Source organism: Mumia sp. zg.B53 (genome assembly GCF_019550935.1).
Lineage (GTDB): Bacteria > Actinomycetota > Actinomycetes > Propionibacteriales > Nocardioidaceae > Mumia.
Genome location: NZ_JAHWCK010000001.1, coordinates 1,734,391 through 1,757,676, shown reverse-complemented (window position 1 = coordinate 1,757,676; position 23,286 = coordinate 1,734,391). Strand labels below are relative to the sequence as shown.

23 protein-coding genes are annotated in these 23,286 nt (G+C 72.0%); 7 read left to right on the top strand and 16 right to left on the bottom strand.

All coding sequences use genetic code 11. The features are described from left to right. Positions 1-3: 3 nt before the first annotated feature. The 5 genes from KV102_RS08450 to KV102_RS08430 form a co-directional block, all read right to left on the bottom strand. Positions 4-669, bottom strand: a complete 666-nt coding sequence (locus tag KV102_RS08450; RefSeq protein WP_220345910.1) for a hypothetical protein — start codon at positions 667-669, stop codon at positions 4-6. 3 nt (positions 670-672) lie between these two features. Continuing rightward, on the bottom strand, positions 673-3,375 hold the full coding sequence (gene topA / locus KV102_RS08445) for a type I DNA topoisomerase (protein WP_220345909.1): 2,703 nt from the start codon (positions 3,373-3,375) through the stop codon (positions 673-675). Between the two features lie 146 nt (positions 3,376-3,521). Next, the gene (locus KV102_RS08440) at positions 3,522-5,006 is read right to left on the bottom strand and encodes a methyltransferase (protein ID WP_220345908.1); all 1,485 of its coding nucleotides are present in this window, start codon (positions 5,004-5,006) and stop codon (positions 3,522-3,524) included. Positions 5,007-5,083: 77 nt separating this feature from the next. Beyond that, entirely contained in the window at positions 5,084-7,597 is a 2,514-nt protein-coding gene (locus KV102_RS08435; protein ID WP_220343166.1) for a sodium-translocating pyrophosphatase, read from the bottom strand. 166 nt (positions 7,598-7,763) lie between these two features. Next, entirely contained in the window at positions 7,764-8,114 is a 351-nt protein-coding gene (locus tag KV102_RS08430) for an STAS domain-containing protein (RefSeq protein WP_220345907.1), read from the bottom strand. 136 nt (positions 8,115-8,250) lie between these two features. Between KV102_RS08430 and KV102_RS08425 the strand changes: the two genes are divergently transcribed. Both KV102_RS08425 and KV102_RS08420 read left to right on the top strand, forming a co-directional pair. After that, on the top strand, positions 8,251-10,614 hold the full coding sequence (locus tag KV102_RS08425) for a DEAD/DEAH box helicase (RefSeq protein ID WP_308290270.1): 2,364 nt from the start codon (positions 8,251-8,253) through the stop codon (positions 10,612-10,614). Positions 10,615-10,689: 75 nt separating this feature from the next. Then, positions 10,690-11,226, top strand: a complete 537-nt coding sequence (locus KV102_RS08420; protein ID WP_220345905.1) for a hypothetical protein — start codon at positions 10,690-10,692, stop codon at positions 11,224-11,226. Here the strand turns inward: KV102_RS08420 and KV102_RS08415 are convergent. From KV102_RS08415 to ssd, 7 genes are all read right to left on the bottom strand, one after another. Further along, positions 11,196-11,570, bottom strand: coding sequence for an Rv3654c family TadE-like protein (locus KV102_RS08415; protein ID WP_220343162.1), 375 nt, complete (start codon positions 11,568-11,570; stop codon positions 11,196-11,198). The two genes, KV102_RS08420 and KV102_RS08415, sit on opposite strands and share 31 nt — an antisense overlap. After that, positions 11,570-11,905 carry a TadE/TadG family type IV pilus assembly protein gene (locus KV102_RS08410; protein ID WP_220345904.1) on the bottom strand — a complete coding sequence of 112 codons (336 nt, stop codon included), beginning with the start codon at positions 11,903-11,905 and terminating at the stop codon, positions 11,570-11,572. Before KV102_RS08410 ends, KV102_RS08415 begins: the two co-directional genes overlap by 1 nt. A gap of 101 nt (positions 11,906-12,006) precedes the next feature. Then, positions 12,007-12,195, bottom strand: coding sequence for a DUF4244 domain-containing protein (locus KV102_RS08405; protein WP_220343160.1), 189 nt, complete (start codon positions 12,193-12,195; stop codon positions 12,007-12,009). Positions 12,196-12,337: 142 nt separating this feature from the next. Then, positions 12,338-13,063 carry a type II secretion system F family protein gene (locus KV102_RS08400; RefSeq protein ID WP_220343159.1) on the bottom strand — a complete coding sequence of 242 codons (726 nt, stop codon included), beginning with the start codon at positions 13,061-13,063 and terminating at the stop codon, positions 12,338-12,340. Further along, entirely contained in the window at positions 13,060-13,893 is an 834-nt protein-coding gene (locus KV102_RS19550) for a type II secretion system F family protein (protein ID WP_220345903.1), read from the bottom strand. The genes KV102_RS08400 and KV102_RS19550 overlap by 4 nt, the downstream gene beginning before the upstream one ends. Continuing rightward, the gene (locus KV102_RS08390; RefSeq protein ID WP_220345902.1) at positions 13,890-15,086 is read right to left on the bottom strand and encodes a TadA family conjugal transfer-associated ATPase; all 1,197 of its coding nucleotides are present in this window, start codon (positions 15,084-15,086) and stop codon (positions 13,890-13,892) included. Before KV102_RS08390 ends, KV102_RS19550 begins: the two co-directional genes overlap by 4 nt. A 29-nt stretch (positions 15,087-15,115) precedes the next feature. Then, positions 15,116-16,204 carry a septum site-determining protein Ssd gene (gene ssd, locus KV102_RS08385; RefSeq protein WP_220345901.1) on the bottom strand — a complete coding sequence of 363 codons (1,089 nt, stop codon included), beginning with the start codon at positions 16,202-16,204 and terminating at the stop codon, positions 15,116-15,118. 147 nt (positions 16,205-16,351) lie between these two features. Here ssd and KV102_RS08380 point away from each other — a divergent pair, with 147 nt between their 5' ends. After that, positions 16,352-17,185, top strand: a complete 834-nt coding sequence (locus KV102_RS08380; protein ID WP_308290269.1) for an HAD family hydrolase — start codon at positions 16,352-16,354, stop codon at positions 17,183-17,185. Positions 17,186-17,473: 288 nt separating this feature from the next. Here KV102_RS08380 and KV102_RS08375 read toward each other — a convergent pair whose 3' ends face one another. Next, positions 17,474-18,214, bottom strand: a complete 741-nt coding sequence (locus KV102_RS08375) for an oxidoreductase (protein WP_308290268.1) — start codon at positions 18,212-18,214, stop codon at positions 17,474-17,476. 49 nt (positions 18,215-18,263) lie between these two features. On the opposite strand from KV102_RS08375, the gene KV102_RS08370 reads away from it, so the two are divergent. The 3 genes from KV102_RS08370 (at position 18,264) to KV102_RS08360 (ending at position 20,041) form a co-directional block, all read left to right on the top strand. After that, positions 18,264-19,046 carry a class I SAM-dependent methyltransferase gene (locus tag KV102_RS08370; protein ID WP_220345899.1) on the top strand — a complete coding sequence of 261 codons (783 nt, stop codon included), beginning with the start codon at positions 18,264-18,266 and terminating at the stop codon, positions 19,044-19,046. An 80-nt stretch (positions 19,047-19,126) separates the two neighbouring features. Next, the gene (locus KV102_RS08365) at positions 19,127-19,459 is read left to right on the top strand and encodes a helix-turn-helix domain-containing protein (RefSeq protein WP_374106995.1); all 333 of its coding nucleotides are present in this window, start codon (positions 19,127-19,129) and stop codon (positions 19,457-19,459) included. A gap of 72 nt (positions 19,460-19,531) precedes the next feature. Beyond that, on the top strand, positions 19,532-20,041 hold the full coding sequence (locus tag KV102_RS08360; RefSeq protein WP_220343154.1) for a DUF402 domain-containing protein: 510 nt from the start codon (positions 19,532-19,534) through the stop codon (positions 20,039-20,041). A 4-nt stretch (positions 20,042-20,045) separates the two neighbouring features. On the opposite strand, the gene KV102_RS08355 is transcribed toward KV102_RS08360, so the two are convergent. Beyond that, positions 20,046-20,420: a VOC family protein gene (locus KV102_RS08355; RefSeq protein ID WP_220343153.1), complete on the bottom strand. Its 375-nt coding sequence runs from the start codon at positions 20,418-20,420 to the stop codon at positions 20,046-20,048. A 75-nt stretch (positions 20,421-20,495) separates the two neighbouring features. Between KV102_RS08355 and KV102_RS08350 the strand changes: the two genes are divergently transcribed. Continuing rightward, complete coding sequence (locus tag KV102_RS08350) at positions 20,496-21,956, top strand: GuaB1 family IMP dehydrogenase-related protein (protein ID WP_220343152.1); 1,461 nt, start codon at positions 20,496-20,498, stop codon at positions 21,954-21,956. 3 nt (positions 21,957-21,959) lie between these two features. Here the strand turns inward: KV102_RS08350 and KV102_RS08345 are convergent, their stop codons facing one another. Both KV102_RS08345 and KV102_RS08340 read right to left on the bottom strand, forming a co-directional pair. Beyond that, positions 21,960-22,574, bottom strand: coding sequence for a CbiQ family ECF transporter T component (locus tag KV102_RS08345; RefSeq protein ID WP_308290267.1), 615 nt, complete (start codon positions 22,572-22,574; stop codon positions 21,960-21,962). After that, positions 22,571-23,284: an energy-coupling factor ABC transporter ATP-binding protein gene (locus KV102_RS08340; protein ID WP_220343151.1), complete on the bottom strand. Its 714-nt coding sequence runs from the start codon at positions 23,282-23,284 to the stop codon at positions 22,571-22,573. The genes KV102_RS08345 and KV102_RS08340 overlap by 4 nt, the downstream gene beginning before the upstream one ends. Between the last annotated feature and the right edge of the window lie 2 nt (positions 23,285-23,286).

The following is a 23,286-nucleotide window of genomic DNA, read 5'->3' as shown; positions in this document are numbered from 1 at the left end:
CGCTCAGCCGAGAGCCATCAGGCGCTGGGCGAGCATCCCGAACTGCTCCTCGGCCGGCAGCTCGCCGATCTCGGGCCAGATCTCGGCGCGAGAGTAGGGGTCGGCGTTGACCAGCTCGCCGCTCGGTGTCTCGAGGACGACGCCCTGTGGCTCTCCCCACAGGACGCTGTCGGGGTCGACGTCGCCGCCGGGCTCGATCCTCGCATCGGCCTCGCCGAAGACTCCGAACGTCGCGTCCGCACCGCCGAGGAACGCCACGTTCGACCCCGGCGGAGCGAGCTCGGCGGGGTCGGGCTCGCCCTCGTCGACACGCACCGGGACCGCGATCTGGTCGCCGGTCACGAGCTTCGTGGTGTCCTTCACGACCTGGTCGACGTCGACCAGCACCACGTCGTACGGGATGCGGTCCTTCTCCTCCCCACCCTCGGAGAGCACCAGCGTCGGGCCGTCCTCCCAGGAGGCGACGGTCCCCAGCACGACCACCGGAGACTCCTTCGCCAGCTCCTCTGGAGAGGCGTAGCCCAGGCGCTGACGGTCGCCCCCGGCCAACGGAGGGGTCGAGGACGACACCGTCGGGTCGACCGATCCCGCGGCCTCCTCCAGCGCTTCGCCACCACACCCGGCGAGGGTGAGCAGAGCCGCGGCGAGCAGCGCCGCCGTACGACGCACCGCTCAGGCCTTCTTGGTCGCCGCGGTCTTCGTGGCCGGCGCCTTCTTGGCGGTCGCCTTCTTGGCGGTCGCCTTCTTCGCCGGGGCCTTCTTGGCTGCCGTCTTCTTGGCCGGCGCCTTGCGTGCCGTCTTCTTGACCGGGCCCTTCGCGCGCTTCTCGGCGAGCAGCTCGGCGGCCCGCTCGAGCGTGATCGTCTCGACCTCGTCGCCCTTGCGCAGCGTCGCGTTGACCTGGCCGTCGGTGACGTACGGCCCGAAGCGACCGTCCTTCACCACGACCGGCTGCTTGGACTCCGGGTCGTCACCGAGCTCCTTCAGCGGGGCAGCGGCCGCCCGGCGTCCGCGCTGCTTCGGCTGGGCGTAGATCGCCAGCGCCTCGGGCAGCGTGATCGAGAAGATCTGGTCCTCGGTCTCGAGCGAGCGGGAGTCGGTGCCCTTCTTGAGGTACGGGCCGTAGCGACCGTTCTGGGCGGTGATCTCGTCGCCGCTCTCGGGGTCGGCGCCGACCACGCGCGGCAGGGACAGCAGCTTGAGCGCGTCCTCGAGCGTCACCGAGTCCAGGTCCATCGACTTGAAGAGCGAGCCGGTGCGCGCCTTCTCCTTCTTGGGCGCGTCCTCGGGGAGCACCTCGGTCACGTACGGCCCGAAGCGACCGTTCTTCGCGACGACGACCCGCCCGGTGGACGGATCCGTGCCGAGCTCACGGTCCTGCCCGGCGGGGTTGGCGAGCAGCTCCTTGGCCTTGTCGAGCGTCAGCTCGTCGGGCGGCAGGTCGTCCGGGACGTTCGCGCGCTGCATGACGCCGTCGGCGTCGGGTCCCTCGAGGTACGGGCCGTAGCGTCCGACGCGTAGCGCGATCCCGTCGCCGAGCTCGAACGTCGACAGCTCCCGTGCGTCGATCTCGCCGAGCCCGTCGACGAGGCGCTTCAGGCCGGTGTTGCCGTCGTCGTCGCCGTAGTAGAAGCCGTGCAGCACGTGCGGGCGCTGCTCGCGACCGGCCGCGACGTCGTCGAGCACGTCCTCCATGGTGGCGGTGAACGCGTAGTCGACCAGGCGTCCGAAGTGACGCTCCATGAGCCGCACCGTCGAGAAGGCGATCCACGACGGCACCAGCGCGGTGCCCTTCTTGTAGACGTAGCCACGGTTGAGGATCGTCTGGATGATCGAGGCGTACGTCGACGGGCGGCCGATCTCGCGCTTCTCGAGCTCACCGATCAGCGTCTGCTCGGTGTAGCGGGACGGCGGCTTGGTGGTGTGCCCCGCTGCGTCGAGCGACTCGACGGTGACGGTGTCCCCCTCGGCGACGTCGGGCAGCCGGGTCTGCTTGTCGTCGGACTCGGCCTCCGGGTCGTCGGCGCCCTCGACGTAGGCCTTGAGGAAGCCGTAGAAGGTGATCGTGCGGCCGGAGGAGGTGAACACGCACTCCTCGCCGGACGCCGAGGTCGCCCCGGTGCGCACGGTCAGGGTGCTGCCCTTGGCGTCCTTCATCTGCGACGCGATCGTGCGCATCCAGATCAGCTCGTAGAGCCGGAACTCGTCGCCGGTGAGGCCGGTCTCGGCGGGGGTGCGGAAGGTCTCTCCGGCCGGACGGATCGCCTCGTGCGCCTCCTGGGCGTTCTTGACCTTCGACGCGTAGGTCCGCGGCGCCTCCGGGAGGTAGTCGGGGCCGTACAGCTCGCGCACCTGGGCCCTCGCCGCGTTCAGCGCGGTCTGCGAGAGGGTCGTGGAGTCCGTACGCATGTAGGTGATGTAGCCGCCCTCGTACAACCGCTGGGCGACCTGCATCGCGCGCTGCGCACCCCACGAGAGCTTGCGGCCGGCCTCCTGCTGCATGGTCACGGTGCGGAAGGGGGCGTACGGACGGCGCGTGTACGGCTTGGACTCGACGGACTGCACGGTGAAGACGCGGTCCTGGAGCCCCTCGGCGAGCGCTGCGGCGCGGGACTCGTCGAGGTGCACGATCGCGGGGCTGGTCAGCTCGCCCTCGGAGCTGAAGTCGCGACCCTGCGCCACGCGGGCACCGCCGACCGACAGCAGGCGCGCCGGGAACGAGCGCGGGTCCTTGTCCTGGCCGGCGTCGAAGCGGGCGTCGAGGTCCCAGTACGAGGCTGCGCGGAAGGCGATGCGCTCGCGCTCCCGCTCGACGACCATCCGCGTCGCGACCGACTGCACACGGCCGGCGGAGAGGCCGGACATGACCTTCTTCCACAGGACCGGGCTGACCTCGTAGCCGTAGAGGCGGTCGAGGATCCGTCGGGTCTCCTGCGCGTCGACGAGGTCCTCGTTGATGGTCCGGGTGTTGGCGATCGCGTTCTGGATCGCCTGAGGGGTGATCTCGTTGAAGGTCATGCGACGCACGGGGACCTTCGGCTTGAGCTCCTCCACGAGGTGCCAGGCGATCGCCTCGCCCTCGCGGTCCTCATCGGTCGCGAGGATGAGCTCGTCGGACTCCTTGAGGAGCTTCTTGAGCTTGGTGATCTGCGCCTTCTTGTCCGCGGGCACCACGTAGACCGGCTCGAAGTCGCCGTCGACGTCGACGCCGAGGCGCGCCCAGGGCTGTCCCTTGTACTTCGCCGGGACCTCGGCCGCGCCGTTGGGCAGGTCGCGGATGTGGCCGTACGAGGCCTCGACGACGTAGCCCTTGCCGAGGTAGCCAGCGATCTGGGCGATCTTCTTCGGCGACTCGACGATGACGAGAGAGGTCACGGTGCTGGGTGCTCCTGGTCCTGTGCTGTCGGGACGCTGCCCCCGAGGGGCAGCCCGCAGTGCGTCACAAAGGCGTGACGCGGCCCAAGGTAGCGCGTGTCGGCAAGATGGCGGGTACGGGACTCCCCACCGGCGAGCCGCCCGGCTCAGTGCAGGTAGCCGTCGGCGACCAGCTCGCGCACCGTCGGCAGCGTCGCCCGGCGGAGCGCGGCGGGCTCCTCGCCGAGGATCTGGGCGAGCGCGTCGATGATCTGCCCGACAGACAGTTCACCGTCGCAGGCACCGACCAGACCGGCCTCGGCCGTGTCGAGCTGCCTGGCTCTCCGTACCCCTCGCTGCAGGCGGACCAGGATGACCTCGGGGTCCGCGGCGCCGGCGGGACCGACACTCTCCTGGACGAGGTCCTCGGCCTGGACGAGATGGGCGGCGAGCAGCGCGTCGTCGGACGCGCCGGCGTACGCGTCGGTGCGCTCCGCCCAGGCTGCGACGTGCGGGCCGATGGGCTGCTCGATCTCGTACGGCCACTCCTCCAGGCGCAGCACCGGCTCGTCACGCCCGATGTTGCGCAGGCTCAGCCAGCCGAACCCGATCGCCTCGATCCGCTGCTCCTCGAACCACGCGAGCCACGTGTCGTAGCGCTGCACGTAGTCCGGCGCTCCCTGGAGACCGGCGTCGGCGAGCCACATCTCGACGTAGGTCGGGAGGTCCGCCACCTCACGCTGCAGCACCCAGGCGTCGCACCCGGTGCCCTCGAGCCACCCGGAGATCCGCTCGGTCCACGGCTGTCCCTCGACGTGCACCCAGTTGGCGAGGACCTGGCACCAGCCGCCGGGGTTGAGGTACGAGGAGGCCTCGGACACGATCCGCCGGACGACCTCGTCGCCCGGGAGGCCGGAGTCGCGGTAGACCAGCCGCTCGCCGGTCGCCGGCGACACCACGAACGGCGGGTTGGTCGCGATCAGGTCGAACCGCTCGCCGTGGACGGGTGCGAAGAGACTGCCGTCTCGCACCTCGTACGCCGGTGACGCGGGGTCTTCGGCGTTGATCGCCGCGGTCGCCCGTGCCATCGCCAGGGCGCGAGGGTTCACGTCGGTGCCGACGACGCGGTCGGCGTGGGTCGCCAGGTGGAGCGACTGGACGCCACAACCGGTGCCCAGGTCCAGCGCGCTGCCGACAGGGGTACGGACGGTCAGCTGCGCCAGCGAGGACGAAGCCTCGCTGATGCCCAGGACGTGCTCCGGCCCGACCGTGCGCGGGCTCCCGTCGAGCCCGGGGGTCAGGTCGCAGACCACCCACCAGTCGTGGTCCTCGTCCCCGTACGCCCTCAGGTCGACCCGCGCAGCGACCTCACCGACGGAACGCTCGAGGATCCCGGCGACGGCGAGCGGGTCGACGAGCCCTGGGAGAGCGCGTTCGGCGTCGTCGAGCGTGACCGGCATCTGGAGGGCGAACAGCCGCGTGAGCGTCGACAGCGGGGAGCCGTCGGTGGTCGCCCGCCGGCCGGGTGTCGTCTCGTTGCGCATGAGCGCACGGTGGGCGTCGGCTCCGAGGAGACCAGCGACACCGTCGACCGTGTAGGGGGCGGCACGCAGGGCGTCGCGCAGGGCAGCAGCGTCGGAGTCGCGGAGCATGGCCTCACCCTAGGCGCGACCCCCCGACGTGCCGGAGGGCCGCACCCCCGTGGGGTACGGCCCTCCGGGCAGGGGCACTAGACCGGTCGCGGGTCCTGGTAGCCGGACTGGTCCCACTCGGGCGCGTCGGGCACCGGACCACGGCGTGGCTCGCGGTCCTCGTCGCTCGACGGGTCGTAGTCGACGCCGGGGGGCGTGACCTCGTCGGGCTCGCCGCCGTGCCCGCCGCCGTGGGACCCGTCGTCACCCGCACCCGGGTCGTCGGTGATCGCCGTGGTGCGGTTCCGAGCCACGACCACGGCCACCACGATGATCGCCAGGGAAACGCCGGCGATCGTGAAGCGCAGCGGGTCGCTGGCGTCATCGCCGTACGACATCGTGACGATCGCCGGGGCGATGAGCAGCGCGACAAGGTTCATCACCTTGAGGAGCGGGTTGATCGACGGACCGGAGGTGTCCTTGAACGGGTCACCGACGGTGTCACCGATCACGGTGGCCTCGTGCGCCGCGGACCCCTTGCCGCCGTAGTGGCCGTCCTCGACGAGCTTCTTGGCGTTGTCCCACGAGCCGCCGGCGTTGGCGAGCATGACGGCCATCAGGGTGCCCGCCGCGATAGCGCCGGCGAGGTAGGACCCGAGCGCGGTGATCCCGAGACCGAATCCGACCGTGATGGGGGCGAAGATCGCGAGGACGCCGGGTGTCGCCAGCTCACGCAGGGAGTCGCGGGTGCAGATGTCGACCACGCGGCCGTACTCCGGGCGACCCGTGCCCTCCATGATGCCGGGGATCTCGCGGAACTGACGGCGCACCTCGTAGACGACCGCCCCGGCGGCGCGGCCGACGGCGGCGATCGAGAGTCCGGAGAAGAGGAACACCACGGACGCACCGATGATGAGTCCGACCAGGTTGTTCGGCTCGGCGATGTTAAGCACCCCGAGCAGGCCGAGCAGCTCGCTGGCTCCCTCGTCGGTGACCCCGGCGAGGTCGTTCGCCTCACGCGTGACGATGTCGGCGAACGACCCGAACAGCGCCGTCGCCGCCAGCACAGCGGTCGCGATCGCGATGCCCTTGGTGATCGCCTTGGTGGTGTTGCCGACCGCGTCCAGCTCGGTGAGGATCTGGGCGCCCTTCTCGTCGACGTCGCCCGACATCTCTGCGATGCCCTGCGCGTTGTCGCTGACCGGCCCGAAGGTGTCCATGGCGACGATGACGCCGACCGTGGTCAGCAGGCCACAGCCGGCGAGCGCCACCGCGAACAACGACACCAGGACGACGCCGCCGCCGAGCAGGAACGCGCCGTAGACGGCGGCGGCGATCACGAGCGCGGTGTAGACGGCCGACTCGAGGCCGAGCGAGAACCCGGACAGGATGACCGTCGCCGGGCCGGTGAGCGCCGTCTTGGCGACGTCCTTGACGGGGCGGTGGTCCGTGCCGGTGAAGTAGCCGGTGAGCGCCAGGATGACCGAGGCGAGCACGATGCCGATCAGGACGGCGACGATCGCGACGACCTGCGGGTTGAAGTTGCCCGGATCCTCGACGAGACCGAGCTGTCCGAAGAAGCCCTCGATCGCCGTGCCGCCGCCGGCGCCGGTGAGATCGGCGGAGCTGGACGGCAGGTAGAGGAACGCTGCGATGGTGCAGCCGATGGCCGAGACGATCGCCGACAGGTAGAAGGAGCGGTTGATCGTGGTGAGACCGCCCTCGCCCTCGCGGGGACGGGTGAGGAAGACGCCGAGGATCGCGGTCAGCGCACCGATCGCCGGGACGATCAGCGGGTAGACGAGGCCCTCCTCGCCGAAGGTCACCGAGCCGAGGATGAGTGCGGCGACCAGCGTCACCGCGTACGACTCGAAGAGGTCCGCGGCCATGCCGGCGCAGTCTCCCACGTTGTCGCCGACGTTGTCGGCGATGGTGGCGGCGTTGCGCGGGTCGTCCTCAGGGATGCCCTGCTCGACCTTGCCGACGAGGTCGGCGCCGACGTCGGCGGCCTTGGTGAAGATGCCGCCGCCGACTCGCATGAACATCGCGAGGAGCGCGGCACCGAAGCCGAAGCCCTCGAGCACCGACGGGGCGTCGCCCTTGTAGATGAGCACGACGACCGAGGCGCCGAGCAGGCCGAGTCCGACGGTGGACATGCCCACGAAGCCGCCGGTACGGAAGGCGATGCGCATCGCCGGGTCGCGGCCCTCGTTCTGCGCCGCGGCCGCGACGCGGATGTTGGCCCGCACGGCGAGCCACATCCCCAGATAACCGATGGTCGCGGAGAAGAGAGCGCCGACGAGGAAGAAGATGGAGCGTCCGACCCGGATCTCGGCGTCGCCGGGGAGGATGAAGAGGAGGAGGAACGCCAGGACGACGAAGACCCCGAGGGTCTTGAACTGTCGCGCAAGGTAGGCCGACGCGCCCTCTTGCACCGCGCGGCCGATCTCTTGCATCCGCGGAGTGCCTTCTGAGGCGTCGAGAACCTGCTTGCGGAACAGGGCAGCCATCACCAGAGACACGACCGCAATCGCGGCGACCGCCGCGACGAGGGTGAGATTTGTCCCGGTCAGGGACAGATCTGTGGATGCTGCCAGCGGAACGTACGTCATACGGATCCTTCCTCGGCACGGCGCACGGGTGCGCTGACTCGGACGTGCCCGAACAGACAACCAGCAACGTGACCTAGGACACAACCATTTGGGTGACGCCACATCGATTTGTGACCAGAAGTCTGCGGGGTCCGCAGCGACGCCGCATCCGGAGGCCGCAGGAGGGTCAGGACCCGTCGCGGTGGGCGTCGATCGCGTCGTCGACGCTGGTGTAGATCCCGAACACCTTGGCGAGCCCGGTGATCTCGAAGATCTTGAGCAGACGCTCGCGGGTGCAGACGACATCGAGGCTGCCGTCGTGGGCGCGGACCCGCTTGAGCCCCCCGACGAGGACACCGAGGCCGGTCGAGTCGAGGAAGTCGACCTGCTCGACGTTGACGATGACACGGTGGTGGCCGCCCTCGATGAGGTCGGCCAGGGCCTCCCGCAGCCGCGGTGCCGTGTAGACGTCGATCTCGCCCGCGACGTCGACGACACGGAAGCCGTCGAGCGCTCGGGTCTCCAGCGACAGGTCCACGACGGCTGCTCCTGCACATCGGCGGGTGGGACAGACGACATTCAATCACGCGACCGGCGGCGCAAACGGCCTGCCGCGGGAACGCTGCGGGCCCGATGAGGCCGGATCCGCTTGCCGTCCTTGGGAGACTTTGGATGTGCCCGATCCGATCGAGACCCTGCTGCGACTGCCGGGTGCCACGGACGGTCGTCTGCTGCACCTCGCTCGCGAGGATGCGCGCGACGCCGTCTATGCGCCGTGGCCGTCGTGGGTGAGCGACGCGCTGCGCGCGCGCTATCGCGCCGTAGGCGTCGAAACGCTGTGGGCACACCAGGCGGAGGCCGCCGAGCTGGCTCACGCCGGGCATCACGTGGTGGTCGCGACGGGGACCGCGTCGGGGAAGTCGGCGGCCTACCAGCTGCCGGCGCTGGCTGCTCTCGAGGCCGGGCGAGCGGCAGACCTCCGTCGGGGCAGGGGTCCGACTGTCCTGTATCTGGCGCCGACGAAGGCGTTGGCGCACGACCAGCTCCAGGGGCTGTGCCGCATCACCTCGGGGTGGGAGGAGGTCCGCGCCGCCGCGGTGGACGGAGACAACACCCGCGAGGAGCGGAAGTGGGCGCGGGACCACGCGAACTATGTCGTCACGAACCCCGACCTCCTGCACCGCACGCTGCTGCCCTCGCACGCGCGGTGGGCACGGTTCTTGTCCGGCCTCCAGTACGTCGTGGTCGACGAGTGCCACCACTATCGCGGCGTCTTCGGCTCGCACGTGTCGCACGTGCTGCGGCGGCTCCGCCGGATCGCGGCGCACTACGGCGCAAATCCCGTCGTCGTGCTGGCCTCGGCGACGGTGGCCGACCCGGCACGGTCGGCGTCGCGGCTTGCCGGGGCGCCGGTGCGGGCGGTGACCGACGACTCCGCCCCGCGCGGCGAGGTCGCGTACGCCCTGTGGGAGCCGCCGCTCGTGGAGTCTGCCGGCGGTGAGAACGGCGCGCCGGTGCGACGCCCCGCGACGGTCGAGGCGGCGGGGCTGCTCGCGGACCTCGTGGCCGCGGGCGTGCGCACCCTGGCCTTCGTCAGGTCGCGACGCGGCGCGGAGTCGGTCGCGATGTCGACGCGTCGGATGCTCGCCGAGGCGGATGCCGAGCTCGCCGAACGGGTCGCCACCTATCGCGGCGGCTACCTGCCTGAGGAGCGGCGGGCGATCGAGCGGGATCTCCGCAGCGGCGCCCTGCTGGGGCTCGCGAGCACCAACGCGCTCGAGCTGGGGATCGACATCGCGGGCCTGGACGCCGTGGTGACGACCGGCTTCCCCGGGACCCGAGCGGCGTTGCGGCAGCAGTTCGGGCGGGCGGGTCGTGACGGGTCTCGGGCAGCGGGCGTGTTCATCGCGAGGGACGACCCGCTCGACACGTATCTCGTGCACCACCCGGAGGCGCTGCTCGGGGCGCCGGTCGAAGGCACCGTCTTTGATCCGTCCAACCCGCACGTCATCGGCCCACACCTGGCTGCGGCCGCCCAGGAGCTGCCGCTGACGGTCGCCGACCTCGAGCTCTTCGGTGAGGGGGCAGCCGAAGGTGTCGACGCGCTCGCCGAGGCCGGGTGGCTCCGCCGTCGGCCGCAGGGGTGGTTCTGGACGCGCCGGGAGCGGGCCGCCGACCTCGTCGACATCAGATCGGTCGGTGGCCCCGCCGTCCAGATCGCCGACGACGCGACAGGGCGTGTGCTCGGCACGGTCGACGGTGGACGGGCCGACTCCACCGTCCACGAGGGCGCGGTCTACGTGCACCGGGGCGAGACCTATGTCGTCGAGCACTACGAGCCCGCCGACCAGATCGCTCTCGTCCGCCCGGACCGTCCCGACCACACCACCACGGCACGGTCGGTGACCGACATCGCGATCGTCGCCGAGCGGGCTGCGGTGCCGTGGGAGCGTGCCACGGTCGCCTTCGGTGACGTCGACGTCACCAGCCGAGTCGTCTCGTACGTGAAACGCCGGTCGGGATCGGCCCAGATCCTCGCCGAGATCCCCCTCGACCTCCCGGAGCACACGCTGCGGACGACCGCGGTCTGGTGGACGTTGCCCGGCCGCGTCGTCGAGAGCCTCGACCTCGACGCGGCCGACGTCCCCGGGGCGGCCCACGCCGCCGAGCATGCGTCGATCGGCCTGCTGCCGCTCCTCGCGACGTGCGACCGGTGGGACATCGGCGGCGTGTCGACCGCCCTGCACCCCGACACCGGCATGCTCACGGTCTTCGTCCACGACGGGATCCCGGGCGGGGCCGGCTTCGCCCGTCGCGGGTACGACATGGCTCGCACGTGGCTCGCGACGACGCGTGACGCGATCGCCTCGTGCGCCTGCGACACGGGGTGCCCGTCGTGCGTGCAGTCGCCGAAGTGCGGGAACGGCAACAACCCCCTCTCCAAGCGGGGCGCCGTGGTGCTTCTCGACGCGCTTCTCGCCGGCGCACCCGGGCACGACGACGCGGCCCAGCCGGTCGGAGGCACACGCTCCGGGTGACCGGACGGCGCGGGATCCGGGTCGAACCCCCCGGATGCGGTTATCGTGGCGACACGATCGGAAGGTGGGGGACCGATGATCGCTGTCGGAGTGCTGCTGCTCGCGCTCGCCGTCCTGGTGGGCGTCGTCGTGACCATCGAGGCGACCGACCCCGTGAGGATGGACGTCCTCGGCTGGGACGTCGCGACGGACGGGATGGGCGTGTTCTGGGCCGGTGCGGCGACGATGCTCGTCGCGGTCGTCGGGCTCGCGCTGGTCGTCCGGGGAACCCGCCGTGGCTACCGCGTGCGCAAGGAGAACCGGCAGCTCCGCAAGGAGCAGCGCAGCCGGGAGAAGGAACAGGCGCAGGGAAGCCCGCAGGGTCCCGCCGGAGTGCCTGGAGATCGCCCTGACGACAGCGCTGCCGCCCCACGGGATCAGGCGTACGACCCCGAGAGCGAGCGGGCCTACGACCCCGCGTACGACGCTCCAGCGGATCCGACGATGGCGGACCCGTACGAGACCCCGACGGCCGACGAAGGTCGCGTCGAGGCGCCGCACGAGAGCACGACCCAGGAGGGGTATCCGCCCGAGGACCCCCGTCACGGCCCTTCCGCTCCCCCGGGGCGGTAGTCCGACGGCGCGGCACGAGCGGTCCGGTGGACGGAGATCGACCGTCCCCACAGACGCGCCGACCGCTCGACGACGACGGTGGCCACCGCCTCCTCGACGGTGCAGCGGTGCAGGACCGTCAGGTTGGCGGACGCGACGCGGCGCGCCGCCTCGCAGCCGTCGTCGCCACGGAGCACCGCCTGGCTCGCGGCCAGCGCGGCGAGGTCGGCGCTCGCGGTGACGTGGTGCTGCAGGCGCGCGACGGCGGCAACGTGGAGCGTCACGGCGCATGCCGTGGTGGCCACGACGGCGAGGACGGCGGCGTACACCGTCGCGGCCCCCCGCTCGGCCGGCTGCCGGTCCATCACGAGCCGTCCTCGTCGGCGCTCACCGCGATCGCCTGCAGCGACAGCGCGAATCCCCTCACGATCGGGAGATCGACCCGCGCCTCGTGAGCCACCGTCACCACGGTGGTCGACTCGCGGCCCTCGTCGATCTCGACGACCGATCCCTGAGGTGCCATGGCTCGGACACCCTCCCGGACGGCGTCCGAGTCGTCGCCTCGCGCCGCCATCCGTGCGCCCTCTCGCGCGGCATCGACCAGCCGCACCTGGGTGATCCCCATCGTCGTCGCCCACACCAGCGCGAACGCCAGGGCCACGAGGAAGGGCAGGATCATCGCCGTCTCCGCGGTGACCATCCCCTGGTCCTCGGTGTCTGCTCTGCCCAGCCGCACTCGTCGTCCTCCCTCTGTCGGCCAGGTGCGGGCCTGCGCCAGTCGCAGGCCCACACCTGGCTGCCTCACATGAACGGCAGGAGCTCGATGCCCTTCTCGAAGACGTTCTTGATGAAGTCGTTGAACCAGTCCGAGGTCGCGATGCTGTAGATGGCGCCGCCCACGGTGCATGCGCCGACCGTGCCGACGGCGTACTCCGAGGTGGTCATGCCCCGCTCGTCGGCACGGGCACGCAAGGTCTTCAGGAATGTCATGGGATCTCCTCAGTGGGTGTGTCACGGACGCGGACGCGATCTGGCCGCATCTTCAAGGTGGGTCCGCGACCTCTGCCGGGCCCGTGGCGGTGACCGGGCTGGGGACGCCGCCGGGCTGTGGACGCGGCATCGTGCAGCGGGGTCACAGCTGCAACGACGTGAAGGTCGACACGATCGTCGGCACGACCCCGAGGAGCAGGAACGCAGGCAGGAAGCACGCCCCCAGCGGCGCGGCCGTCCGGACGCCGACCGACCGCGCTCTCTCCAGCGCCTGGGCGGCGGCGGAGGCCCGGAGGTCGTCGGCGCTGCGGACGAGCGAGCGCCCGACCGGCGTGCCGCTGCGTGAGGCTCGGGCGAAGGCGCGGGCGAGCGGTGCCAGGACCGGATCGTCGACGAGCTCGCGCCAGACGGTCACCGGATCGGAGCCGATCTCGAGCCGTACCGCGACGCCCGCCAGCCGCTCGCCCAGTGGACCTCCGACCGCGCCGCCGACCAGCTCGAGCGCGTGGTTCGAGGGCCGTCCCGACTCGATGGCGGCAACCACGAGGTCCAGCGCCACGGGCAGCGCCGCGATCTCCGCCTCGCGTCGCCGGCGGACGGCCGCGGGCTCCAGCCGCCGGATCCACCAGGTGACGCCACCCCCTGTCACCGCCCCGGCGACGAGACCGAGCGTGCCCCCGACCACCAGGAGAACCGCGGCGGTCGCGAGCATCCCGGCGAACCAGGGAGCCGTCACCCATCCCGGGCGGACACGCGCGGAGGAACCGGCGTCGGTCTGAAGAGGCAACGCGCGCAGTCGCCCGGTCCGTGGGGTGTCGCAGGCCAGTGAGACCGCCCACCAGGCGAGGAGACCGGCGACCACGCTCATCGCGCGACACCGTCGGTGATCCGCTCGACCCACAGGACCCCGAGGGCTGCGAGTGCGACACCAGCCACGAGGCACCACGAGCCTGCGCCACCGCCGAGCAGGAAGGCCACCGGGTTGCCACCCAGGGCAGCGCCGAGCGCGAGGGCGAGCACTGGGAGGACGGCGAGGAGTCGAGCGGTCGCCCTGGGCGGCCCGAGCGTCGCGTCGACCTCCCTCACCAGGTCGTCGCGCGCGCGGAGGTCGTCGACGACACGATCGAGGACCGACGCCAGGCCACCGCCGGCGCGGGCGCTCACCGTCCACGCCGCCGCCACGTCGGCGAGGCCCTCGGCGCCGGGACGCTCCGCCGCCGTTCGGAACGCCGCGCCCGCGTCGCCACCCAGCCGCACGTGGGCGGCGACCGCCCGGAGAACCGGGTAGTCGCCGGCGACCCGTTCGATCGCCATCGCCGCCGGAAGTCCGGCGGCGAGCTCGGCTCCCAGAGCCTCACAGGCCGCGGTTGTCTCCGTATGGGTGGCCCGGCGATCGCGACGGGCTCGCGACCGGGCACGCAGACCCGCGACCAGCCACGCGATGCATCCGGCCACGACAACGACGGCAGGCGTGACACCGGTCGTCGCGAGGACGGCGACGGTCGCCGCCGCGACGAGGGCAGGTCGCGTCGCGGCAGCTCTCGCCGATCGCCGCTCAGGTGCGGAGACGAGCTGACGCCTGCTCGAGGTGACGGCTGCGGAGACGCGGCGGCTGCTCGCGGGCCCCCAGCCCAGCAGGACCGTCGCCGCCCCGAGGCACGCCGCCCCTGCGACGTCCCATCCCGCCACGGCCGTCACTCGATGCCCTCGAGACCGTCCGTCCGGAGCTCGCCGAGGCTGGGGAGGAGCTCCCTCAACCGGTCACGGCCGGGACCCTCCTCGACCCGCCCGTGACCGATCACGGTCAGTGCGGCCGTGCACTCGACCGTGCGGTCGGCCGTCGGCCGGAAGACGGCCACCTCGGCGACCCGTCGTCGACCACCGCTGTCCCTGACGAGATGGACGACGAGGTCGAGCGCCGCCGCGAGCTGACTGTGGAGCGCGGCGCGAGGAAGCCCTGCCGCCATCGCCAACGCCTCGAGCCGTGCCGGCACGTCCCGCGACGCGTTGGCGTGGAGCGTCCCGCAGCCTCCCTCGTGACCGGTGTTGAGCGCGCCGAGGAGGTCGACCACCTCGGCGCCTCGCACCTCCCCGACGACGAGACGGTCCGGGCGCATCCGCAGTGCCTGGCGGACGAGGTCTCGGAGGACGACGCTCCCCGCGCCCTCGACGTTGGCCGGCCGTGATTCGAGCGCAACCACGTGGGGGTGGTCCGGCCGGAGCTCGCTCGCATCCTCCACGAGCACGAGGCGTTCGAGCGGGTCGACCGCACCGAGCATGGCCGACAGGAGCGTCGTCTTGCCCGTGCCGGTGCCGCCGGTGACGAGGAAGGCGGTCCGATGACGGACGACCGCGTGCAGCACCCGGCCCACGGCGGAGGCGAAGGCGCCCAGCTCGGCCAGCTCGTCGAGGGAGTAGGCGACGCGCGCGGGCACACGCAGCGACAGCGCGGTGCCTGGTCTGGCGAGGGGAGCGAGCACGGCGTGCAGACGCGTGCCGTCCGGGAGCCGTACGTCGACGAACGGCGAGGCGTCGTCCAGCCGACGCCCTGCGGCAGCAGCGAGCCGCTGGGCCAGCCGCCGCACCGCGTCGTCGTCCTCGAAGACGACGTCGGTGCGCTCGAGGCCCGCACCACGATCGACGTACACCGCCTCGGGGCCGTTCACGAGGACGTCGGTCACCCCGACGGTGCGCAAGAGGCCCTCGAGAGGTCCGGCACCCACCGTCTCCCGGTGAAGCGCGTCGACCACAGCGAGGACCGTCGTGTCACCGTGGACATGCCCTCCGACGCGCAGTGCCTCGGCCACGCGCTCCGGCGTAGGCCGCACACCGGCGGCGGCGATGCGGTCCCGCACCTCGACGACGAGACCTCGCTCCGGAGCCCTGGGCACGACGTGCTGGCCCCCTGCCCGCGTCGGCCTCACGCGGCGATCTCCGGGCCGAGCGACGCCCAGACCGAACGGGCGGCGGCGCGGACCGAGGAGTGGCGAGCGACCGGCCCCACTCCCTCCTCGACCGCCCGCCGGAAGCGGGGGTCCTCGCCGACTGTCGCGAGGAGGGGAAGATCGAGCGCGTCGGCGACGACGTCGGAGGGCAGGGCTCCACGGCGCCGTCGCACCACGACCCGGACGTCGGTCGCCCATGCCGACACGCGGCGCACGACGCCGGTCGCCGCACCGACCGCGCGGACATCGGCGGGGACGACGACCACCAGCACGGCAGCACGGGTCACGATCTCGGCAGCGGCGTCATCGAGGTGGCGGGGCAGGTCGACGACCACGAGGTCGTGCACCCGCCGCACCGCAGTGAGCACCGACCGGACGACCTCGTCGCGCGCCGGGTCGGTGAGTCCGCGCTCCCACGACAGGACGGCGAGCCCGCCCGAGCGGGGCAACGATCGACGCAAGGCCGCGCCGCTGAGCCGCCCGTGGGTCGAGGCGAGGTCGCCCCACCGAAGGCCGGCGGCGTCCTCGTCACCGAGCAGCAGGTCGAGACCGCCTCCGAAGGGGTCACCGTCGACCAGGAGCACCTCGCCACCGTCGCCCCTGCGGTCAGCAGCGGCACACAGCGCGACGGCGGCCGCGAGCGACGAGGCACCTGCGCCACCGCACCCGCCGACGAACGCGAGCACGGGCGCATCACCGGCACCGCCGTCTGCCCGGTCGACGAGCACCTCGGCCAGCGTGTCGTCATCGCGTGGGAGCACGAGCACCGCCTCGGCACCCACGGCGAGAGCGGTGCTCCAGGTGGCCGGCAGCGGATCGGCGACGGCGACCACCCAGACGTCCGGGCGTCGCTCGGGCGCCGGCGCCGCCCGGGGGCCGAGGACGTCGTCGCCGAGCACGACCACCGAGGCCGTGCTCCACAGCGACCGCGCGGCACCGAGCTCGCTGCAGACGACCGGCTCCACACCGGCTCCGGCGCACAGCCGGAGGACGGCGTCGAGGATCTGCTCGGAAGCGGTGACCAGCAGGGGTCGTGACGGCGCGGTGGCGTACGAGGCAGGCATGCCCCAAGGGTGTGTCCCGCCACCCGGTCACGGACGCACCGCTCGTCGGCCTGTGGACACCGCCGCCCTGGGGACGGGCGTTGTCGCCGCACCCTTGTCTGGAGTTATTCGTCGGTGCTCGTCCCAACGGCTGTCTATGCTGATCGGGTGACCACGTCCGAGGCGACGCCCGTGCCCCGTGCGCGCACGCGCTCAGCGGCGTTCTTCGACCTCGACAAGACGATCATCGCCCGGTCGAGCACGCTCGCGTTCTCCAAGCACTTCTACGACTCCGGGCTCATCAACCGGCGATCGGCGCTACGCAGCGCCTACGCGCAGTTCGTCTTCGCACTCCAGGGGGCCGACCAGGCCCAGATGGAGAAGATGCGCGCCTATCTCACCCAGCTCGTCAAGGGGTGGGACGTCGAGACCGTGCGTCAGGTGGTCGCCGAGACGTTGCACACCGTCGTCGACCCGCTGGTCTACGCGGAGGCGGTCGAGCTGATCGGTGCTCACCACCAGGCGGGGCGCGACGTCGTGATCGTGTCCGCGTCCGGCTCGGAGGTGGTCGAGCCGATCGGCGCCCTGCTCGGTGCGGACCGCGTGATCGCGACCCGGCTGGTCGAGGAGGAAGGCCTCTACACCGGCGAGATCCGGATGTACGCCTACGGCGAGAACAAGGCCGTCGCCATCCGTGAGCTGGCCGAGGCCGAGGGCTACGACCTCAGCGACTCCTACGCCTACTCCGACTCCGAGACCGACATCCCCATGCTCGTCGAGGTCGGCCATCCCTCGGCGGTCAATCCCGACAAGGGTTTGCGCCGCGTCGCCGTCGAGGAGGGTTGGCCGATCCTCGAGTTCGCCCAGCCGGTGGCGCTGAAGACCCGTATCTCGCTCGACTCGACCGGCAGCAAGGTCGCTGCGGCCGGTCTGGCTGCCGCGGCCGTCTCCGCCGCGGCAGGAGTCGCTCTGCATCAGATCAAGAGGCGCCGGACCGACTGACGACCCGACCTGGTCGGATTCTGTCGCCCCGGAGGGGTAGCCGTAACCCGCTGAAGCGGGTACAAAGGAGACAGGAAAGCGGCAGACCGGATACTCGGTACCCACGCGGCGATCATCCCGTCCTAGAGGGAGACCGCTCACGGGAGAACCCATCGAGGCCCCGGAGTGGTGCTACGGAGTTCAGGACGCTTGGTAGCCGAGGTCAAGGCCAGCCGAAGACGCGCCATCTCAAGCAGATGGCGCGTCTGCTGTCTGCTGTCTGCTCCGGCCGTACGGCGCCGCGACGGGTCATCCCCGCCGTCGCGGACCCTTCGGGGGCTCGACCGGGGCAGCCTCCGCCCCGTCGGCGTAGGCCTGCGCGGCGTACATCAGCCACCGGTGGACGCCGGCCGTGCCGCCTTCCTCGTACTCGCCCAGAAGCTTCGCGTATCCCGCTCCGGCCAGCCTGTGCCCCGCCTCCGGCACCGTCAGGCTGGCAGGGTCGACGCCCTTCGCAACGAGGACCAGCCGCTCCGCCGCCCGCGCGACGATCCTGTTGTCGGAGACGAAGGCACCGGCGGTCGCGATCTCGGCGTGGACCACCGCGGCGACGAGCAGCCCGGGCGCCTGGGTCGGCGCCACGACGGCCTGTGCGAGGGTCCCCAGACGGCGCGCGCCCTCGGGCGAGACCGGTCGACCCAGCTCGTCGTCGGCGACCCGGCCGCGGGCTACCAGCGCGTGCAGACGCGCGATCGCCTGCAGGGGCGCGGTGTTCCAGGTGGGCACCAGACCGAGAAGCTCGGTCGTCATCCGCGCCACCGCCAGAGCGAGCGGGTCCGCCTCGCCGGCGCGCAGCCCGTCGGGATCGTACGGCGCGCCCTCGATGGCGGCGCTCGACGCGGCACCGAGCAGGAGCGAGTCGGCCGTCATCTCGGGAGTGCTGCGGCGAAGGCCGCGGTCACGGAGCAGGGAGTCGATGCCGTCGCGGGTAGCGGCGAAGGCAGACGGCACACCGTCCATCGCGACCAGCGAGGAAAAGGGGTCAGGCACGCCCTGCAGAGTACCCGGACCAACAGGAGCCACTTGGTAGCCTCGGCCTGTGGACAGGTCCTGGGAGCGCACGCGCGGGTACGACGCGTACGCCAGCGACTACGCGCTCGCCCGGCCCTCCTATCCCGAGCGGGCGGTCCGGTGGCTCGTCGGAGAAACACCCGTACGCGTGCTCGAGGTCGGCGCCGGCTCCGGGCAGATGACGGGAGCACTTCTCCAGGCGGGTCACGAGGTGGTCGCGCTCGACCGCTCGTCGGAGATCCTGGGGCAGCTCGCCTCGCGCCTGGACGTGCCGGTGGTGCGCGGCGTCGCCGAACGGCTGCCCTTCCACGCCGGGGCGTTCGACGTCGTGGTCGCCGCCGAGTCGTTCCACTGGTTCGATCCGCTGCGCACCCTCCCGGAGCTCGCCCGCGTGCTGCGGACAGGCGGCCGGCTGTCGCTGGTCTGGAACACCCGCGACGAGTCCGTCCCGTGGGTCCGCCGACTCACCTCGATCATCGACGCCGAGCCCGACGACCTCGAGGAGATCACCGCGTCGCTGCCCCTGTCGGGCCTGTTCGGGCTGCCTGAGTCGTCCGAGTACGGCTTCTGGCAACAGCTCGACCTCGACGCGCTCCTGGCCCTCGTCGCGTCACGCTCGTCGATCGCCGCGCGCCGGGCGGCCGAGCGCGATCACATCCTCGCGCAGGTGGCCGGGCTGTACGAGAGCCACGCGAGCGGTCACAACGGCCTGCGGATGCGCTACGCGACGCGATGCTTCCGCGCCGAGGTCCACAAGGACGCGCTCAACCCCGGCACCGTGGCGCGCGAGCTCCGCGTCGACCTCGGCTGAGGGCCGCCGACACGTCTGCTGAGAGCGAACGCGGTCGATTCCGATGGCGCCGACTTGGGTCACCGGCCTAGCGTGAAGGGGTGACCACGTCGCTCGTCCCCGTCCAGCCCGCACCGGAGCCCACGCCGCTGCTGCGCCACGCGCTGGGTGACGCGCTGCGAGACGAGCGCCAGGCGCGCGGACGGACGCTCCGCGACGTGGCGAAGTCGTCGCAGGTCTCGCTGGCCTATCTCTCTGAGATCGAGCGTGGTCAGAAGGAAGCATCCTCGGAGATCATCGCCGCCGTGTCCACGGCTCTCGGGATCACCATGCTCGACCTGGTCGCCTCGGTGGCCCGCACGTACGCGGTGCACGAGGGCCACGGCGCGATGCGTGCCGCCGGCGGGCCGTGCCCGGTCGCGATCGCTGCCTGACCGGTGCACGCGGCGGGCTCAGGGGGGCGTGCCGCCGTCACGCCTGCCACGCCCGGCTCGCGGGTACGGCAGGTGACCACGAAGTACGGCGGACACCCGCACTGGGAGTTCGACACCGTCCTCACCGTGACCGACGACCTGGGCAGCTGGTTGTTCATGCCCGCGGGCTCGCAGATGGTGCGTCCCGGACGGGTGATCGCGACCAGGGTCGCGAGCATCACCCTCGTGCCGCACACCGATCCGTACGTGGCGACGTTCCACGCCGTCGAGGACGACCCGACTCAGCTCCTCCGATGGAGGCTCTATGTCGACATGACGACGCCGGCCGTCTGGGAGCGCCCTGATCTGGTCACGATGCTCGACCTCGACCTGGACGTCGTGCAGACGGTCGACGGGACCGTCGAGCTGCTCGACGAGGACGAGCTCGCCGAGCACCGCGTGACCCTCGGCTATCCCGACGACGTGGTGGCCCTCGCCGAGCGGTCGGCCGCTGACGTCGTGCGGGCGGTGAGCGCCGGCACGGAGCCGTTCGGGACCCTCGGCCGGCGCCGCCTGCGCGACGCCGTCCGCGCGTACGGGTAGGCGCTCAGGCCTGCGACCAGGCCCCGAGCTCGTTGCCGCTCGGGTCGAGGAAGTGGAACCGGCGGCCACCCGGGAACCCGTACGGCCCCTGGACGACACGCCCACCCGCGGCGGTGACGGCCTCGGCGCACGCCTCCAGGTCGTCGGCGTACAGCTGGACCAGCGTGCTGCCGCGCACCACCTCGTCAGCGAGCCGGAGACCACCCGCCTCGTGCCCCTCCGGCTCGGCGGGCGTGCGGAATCCGGCGTACTCGTCGCCGTACGGGACGATCTCCCACCCGAAGGCCTCGCGATAGAACGCGGAGGCCGCGGGCAGGTCGGTGACGGCGATCTCGACGTAGTCGACCGACAGCGGGATGAGGTGCTCATGAACAGGCATGGCGCCACGGTGCCATCGGGGTCGGACAAGTTCGTGTGACGCGAGCGGCGTGACGGCAGCGATCAGTACGCTGGAATGGTGCGCTTCCTCAACGATCTGCAGCCGACCGGCGATCTGACCTACAGCGACGTGTTCATGGTGCCGTCGCGCTCCGACGTGACCTCACGGTTCGACGTCGACCTCACGACTCCCGACGGCGTCGGCACGACGATCCCGATCGTCGCCTCCAACATGACGGCGGTCTCCGGTCGCCGCATGGCCGAGACCCTGGCGCGGCGGGGTGGGCTCGCCGTCATCCCGCAGGACATCCCGCTCGACGTCGTCGGGCGGTCGGTCGCCCAGGTCAAGGCCGCGCACCCCGTCTACGACACCCCGGTGTCGGTCTCGCCGGACACGACCGTCGGGGAGGCCCTCAGCCTCCTGAGCAAGCGGGCGCACGGCGCCGTCCTGGTGGTCGACGGCGACAAGCCTCTCGGCGTGGTCACGCACCACGACGGGGCGGAGGTCGACCGCTTCGCCCAGGTGCACGAGGTGATGAGCACCGACGTCCTCACGGTCCAGGCGTCCGACGAGCCGCGCGCGATCTTCGACGCTCTCAGCGAGCGCCACGTGTCGTACGCGCCGGTGCTCGACGGTGGCGACCTCGTCGGCGTGACGACCAAGAAGAGCGCGCTCCGCTCCACCCTCTACACCCCGGCGCTCGACCCGGAGGGCCGTCTCGAGGTCGGTGCCGCGATCGGGATCAACGGCGACGTCCGGAGCAAGGCCGCGGCGCTGCTGGCGATGGGCGTCGACGTGCTGGTCGTCGACACCGCCCACGGCCACCAGGACAAGATGCTGCGCGCCCTGCCGGAGGTCGTCGCCGAGCGGGACGCGTACGCCGACCAGACAGGGCGTCGCATCCCTGTGGTCGCCGGCAACGTGGTCTCCGCAGAGGGCACCCGTGACCTCGTCGCCGCCGGAGCCGACATCGTCAAGGTCGGGGTCGGTCCGGGCGCGATGTGCACGACGCGCATGATGACCGGAGTCGGCCGGCCGCAGTTCTCGGCGGTGCTGGAGTGCGCAGCCGCGGCCGCCGAGCTGGGCGCGCACGTCTGGGCCGACGGTGGCGTCCGCTACCCGCGCGACGTCGCCCTCGCCCTCGCCGCAGGTGGCTCGAGCGTGATGATCGGCTCCTGGCTCGCCGCCACGTACGAGAGCCCCGGCGACCTCCGCACCGGTTCCGACGGTCGCGACTACAAGGAGTCGTTCGGCATGGCGTCGGCCCGCGCCGTCTCCAACCGGACCCGCGACGCCGCCGGCTTCGAGCGGGCCCGCATGGCGTTGTTCGAGGAGGGCATCAGCACCTCGCGGATGTACGTCGACCCGGAGCGCCCAGGCGTCGAGGACCTCGTCGACGAGATCATCGCCGGTGTCCGCTCGTCGGCCACCTACGCCGGCGCCCGCACCATCGGGGAGTTCGCGGAGCGCGCGGTCGTGGGGCTGCAGAGCACCGCCGGGTACGAGGAGGGTCGCCCGCTGCACGTGAGCTGGTGACGCTCAGTCGTCGCCGAGGCCTCGGGCCGCGAGCGCGTCACCGGTCTCCTGAGCACGGGCGACGACGCGGATGACGAACGGTGACAGGTACGCGCGCGGTCGACGCTCGAGCCCGCGCGCACGCGCGGCGTCGCGGGTCTCGACGGCGATCGCGATCGTCCCCGGGAGCGCCTGGATCGCGAGTCCCAGGGTCAGGGCGACGCGCTCGGGATCGGCTCCGAACCGCCGGAACGGCCGGATCCAGCCCACGACGGCGTCGAGCATCGCGTTGACGGGCGTCGTGGTCGTGAGCACGACCGCGGCGAGGGCGAGCGCGACGAGGTCCACCACCGTCTCGATCGCCCGGTCCGGTCCCTTCAGCCACCACTGGAACCCGGCGACGACGACCGCGATCAGCAGCACGCTGCGCGCCGCCCGCAGCACCGACCCGAGCGCGACCTGGGCGAGCACGGCCGCGGCCACCGCCAGCGCGAGGAACACCCACGACGCCGGCATGCTGCGTACGGCGACGACCGCGATGCTGAACGCCGCGAGGGCGCTCGCCTTGGCTCCCACCGGCATCCGGTGCACGACGGAGTCGCCGGGCTGGTGAAGGCCGACGAGGACCGGAGTGCTCACCTCACCGCTCCCGACCGCGCCTCCACCGACGCGACGTAGTCGTCCACCGCGGCGTCGGCCGCACCGTCGTAGCGGAGGCGACCGTCCTCGATCACGAGCACGCGGTCACAACGCCGGGCGAGCGCGAGGTCGTGGGTGACCAGGAGCAACTGCTGGTCGAGCCCCAGGAGGACATCGCCCACGGTGCGGGTGTTGGCGAGGTCGAGCAGCGTCGTCGGCTCGTCGGCGACGACGACCGCGGGCTGCACCGCCAGCACTCCCGCGAGGGCGAGCATCTGGCGCTGGCCGCCCGACAGCGCGTGCACGCTCGTGTCGGCGAGATCGGCCAGGCCGAAGGAGTCGAGGACCTCCAGCGCGCGGGCACGCCGTGCGGCAGCCCTCTTGACGTGCCTGCGCAGCGACAGCTCGACGTCCTCGACGCACGTCGGCATCACGACCTGTGCCGCCGGGTCGGTGAACACGAACCCGACGCGGCGGCGTACGCGGGAGGCGTCCCGCGCGACGTCCACCCCGTCGACCAGGACCCGACCGGTCGTGGCCGTCACCAGACCGTTCACGAGACGCGCAAGGGTGGACTTGCCGGACCCGTTGGCTCCGACGACGCCGATGCGGCGCTCGGTGAGCTCGAGCGTGATGGGCTCGAGCACGACCTTGGGGCCGTGCGGGGTGTCGACCGTGACGCCGGCGGCATCGAAGCTGAGCGTGGGCACGG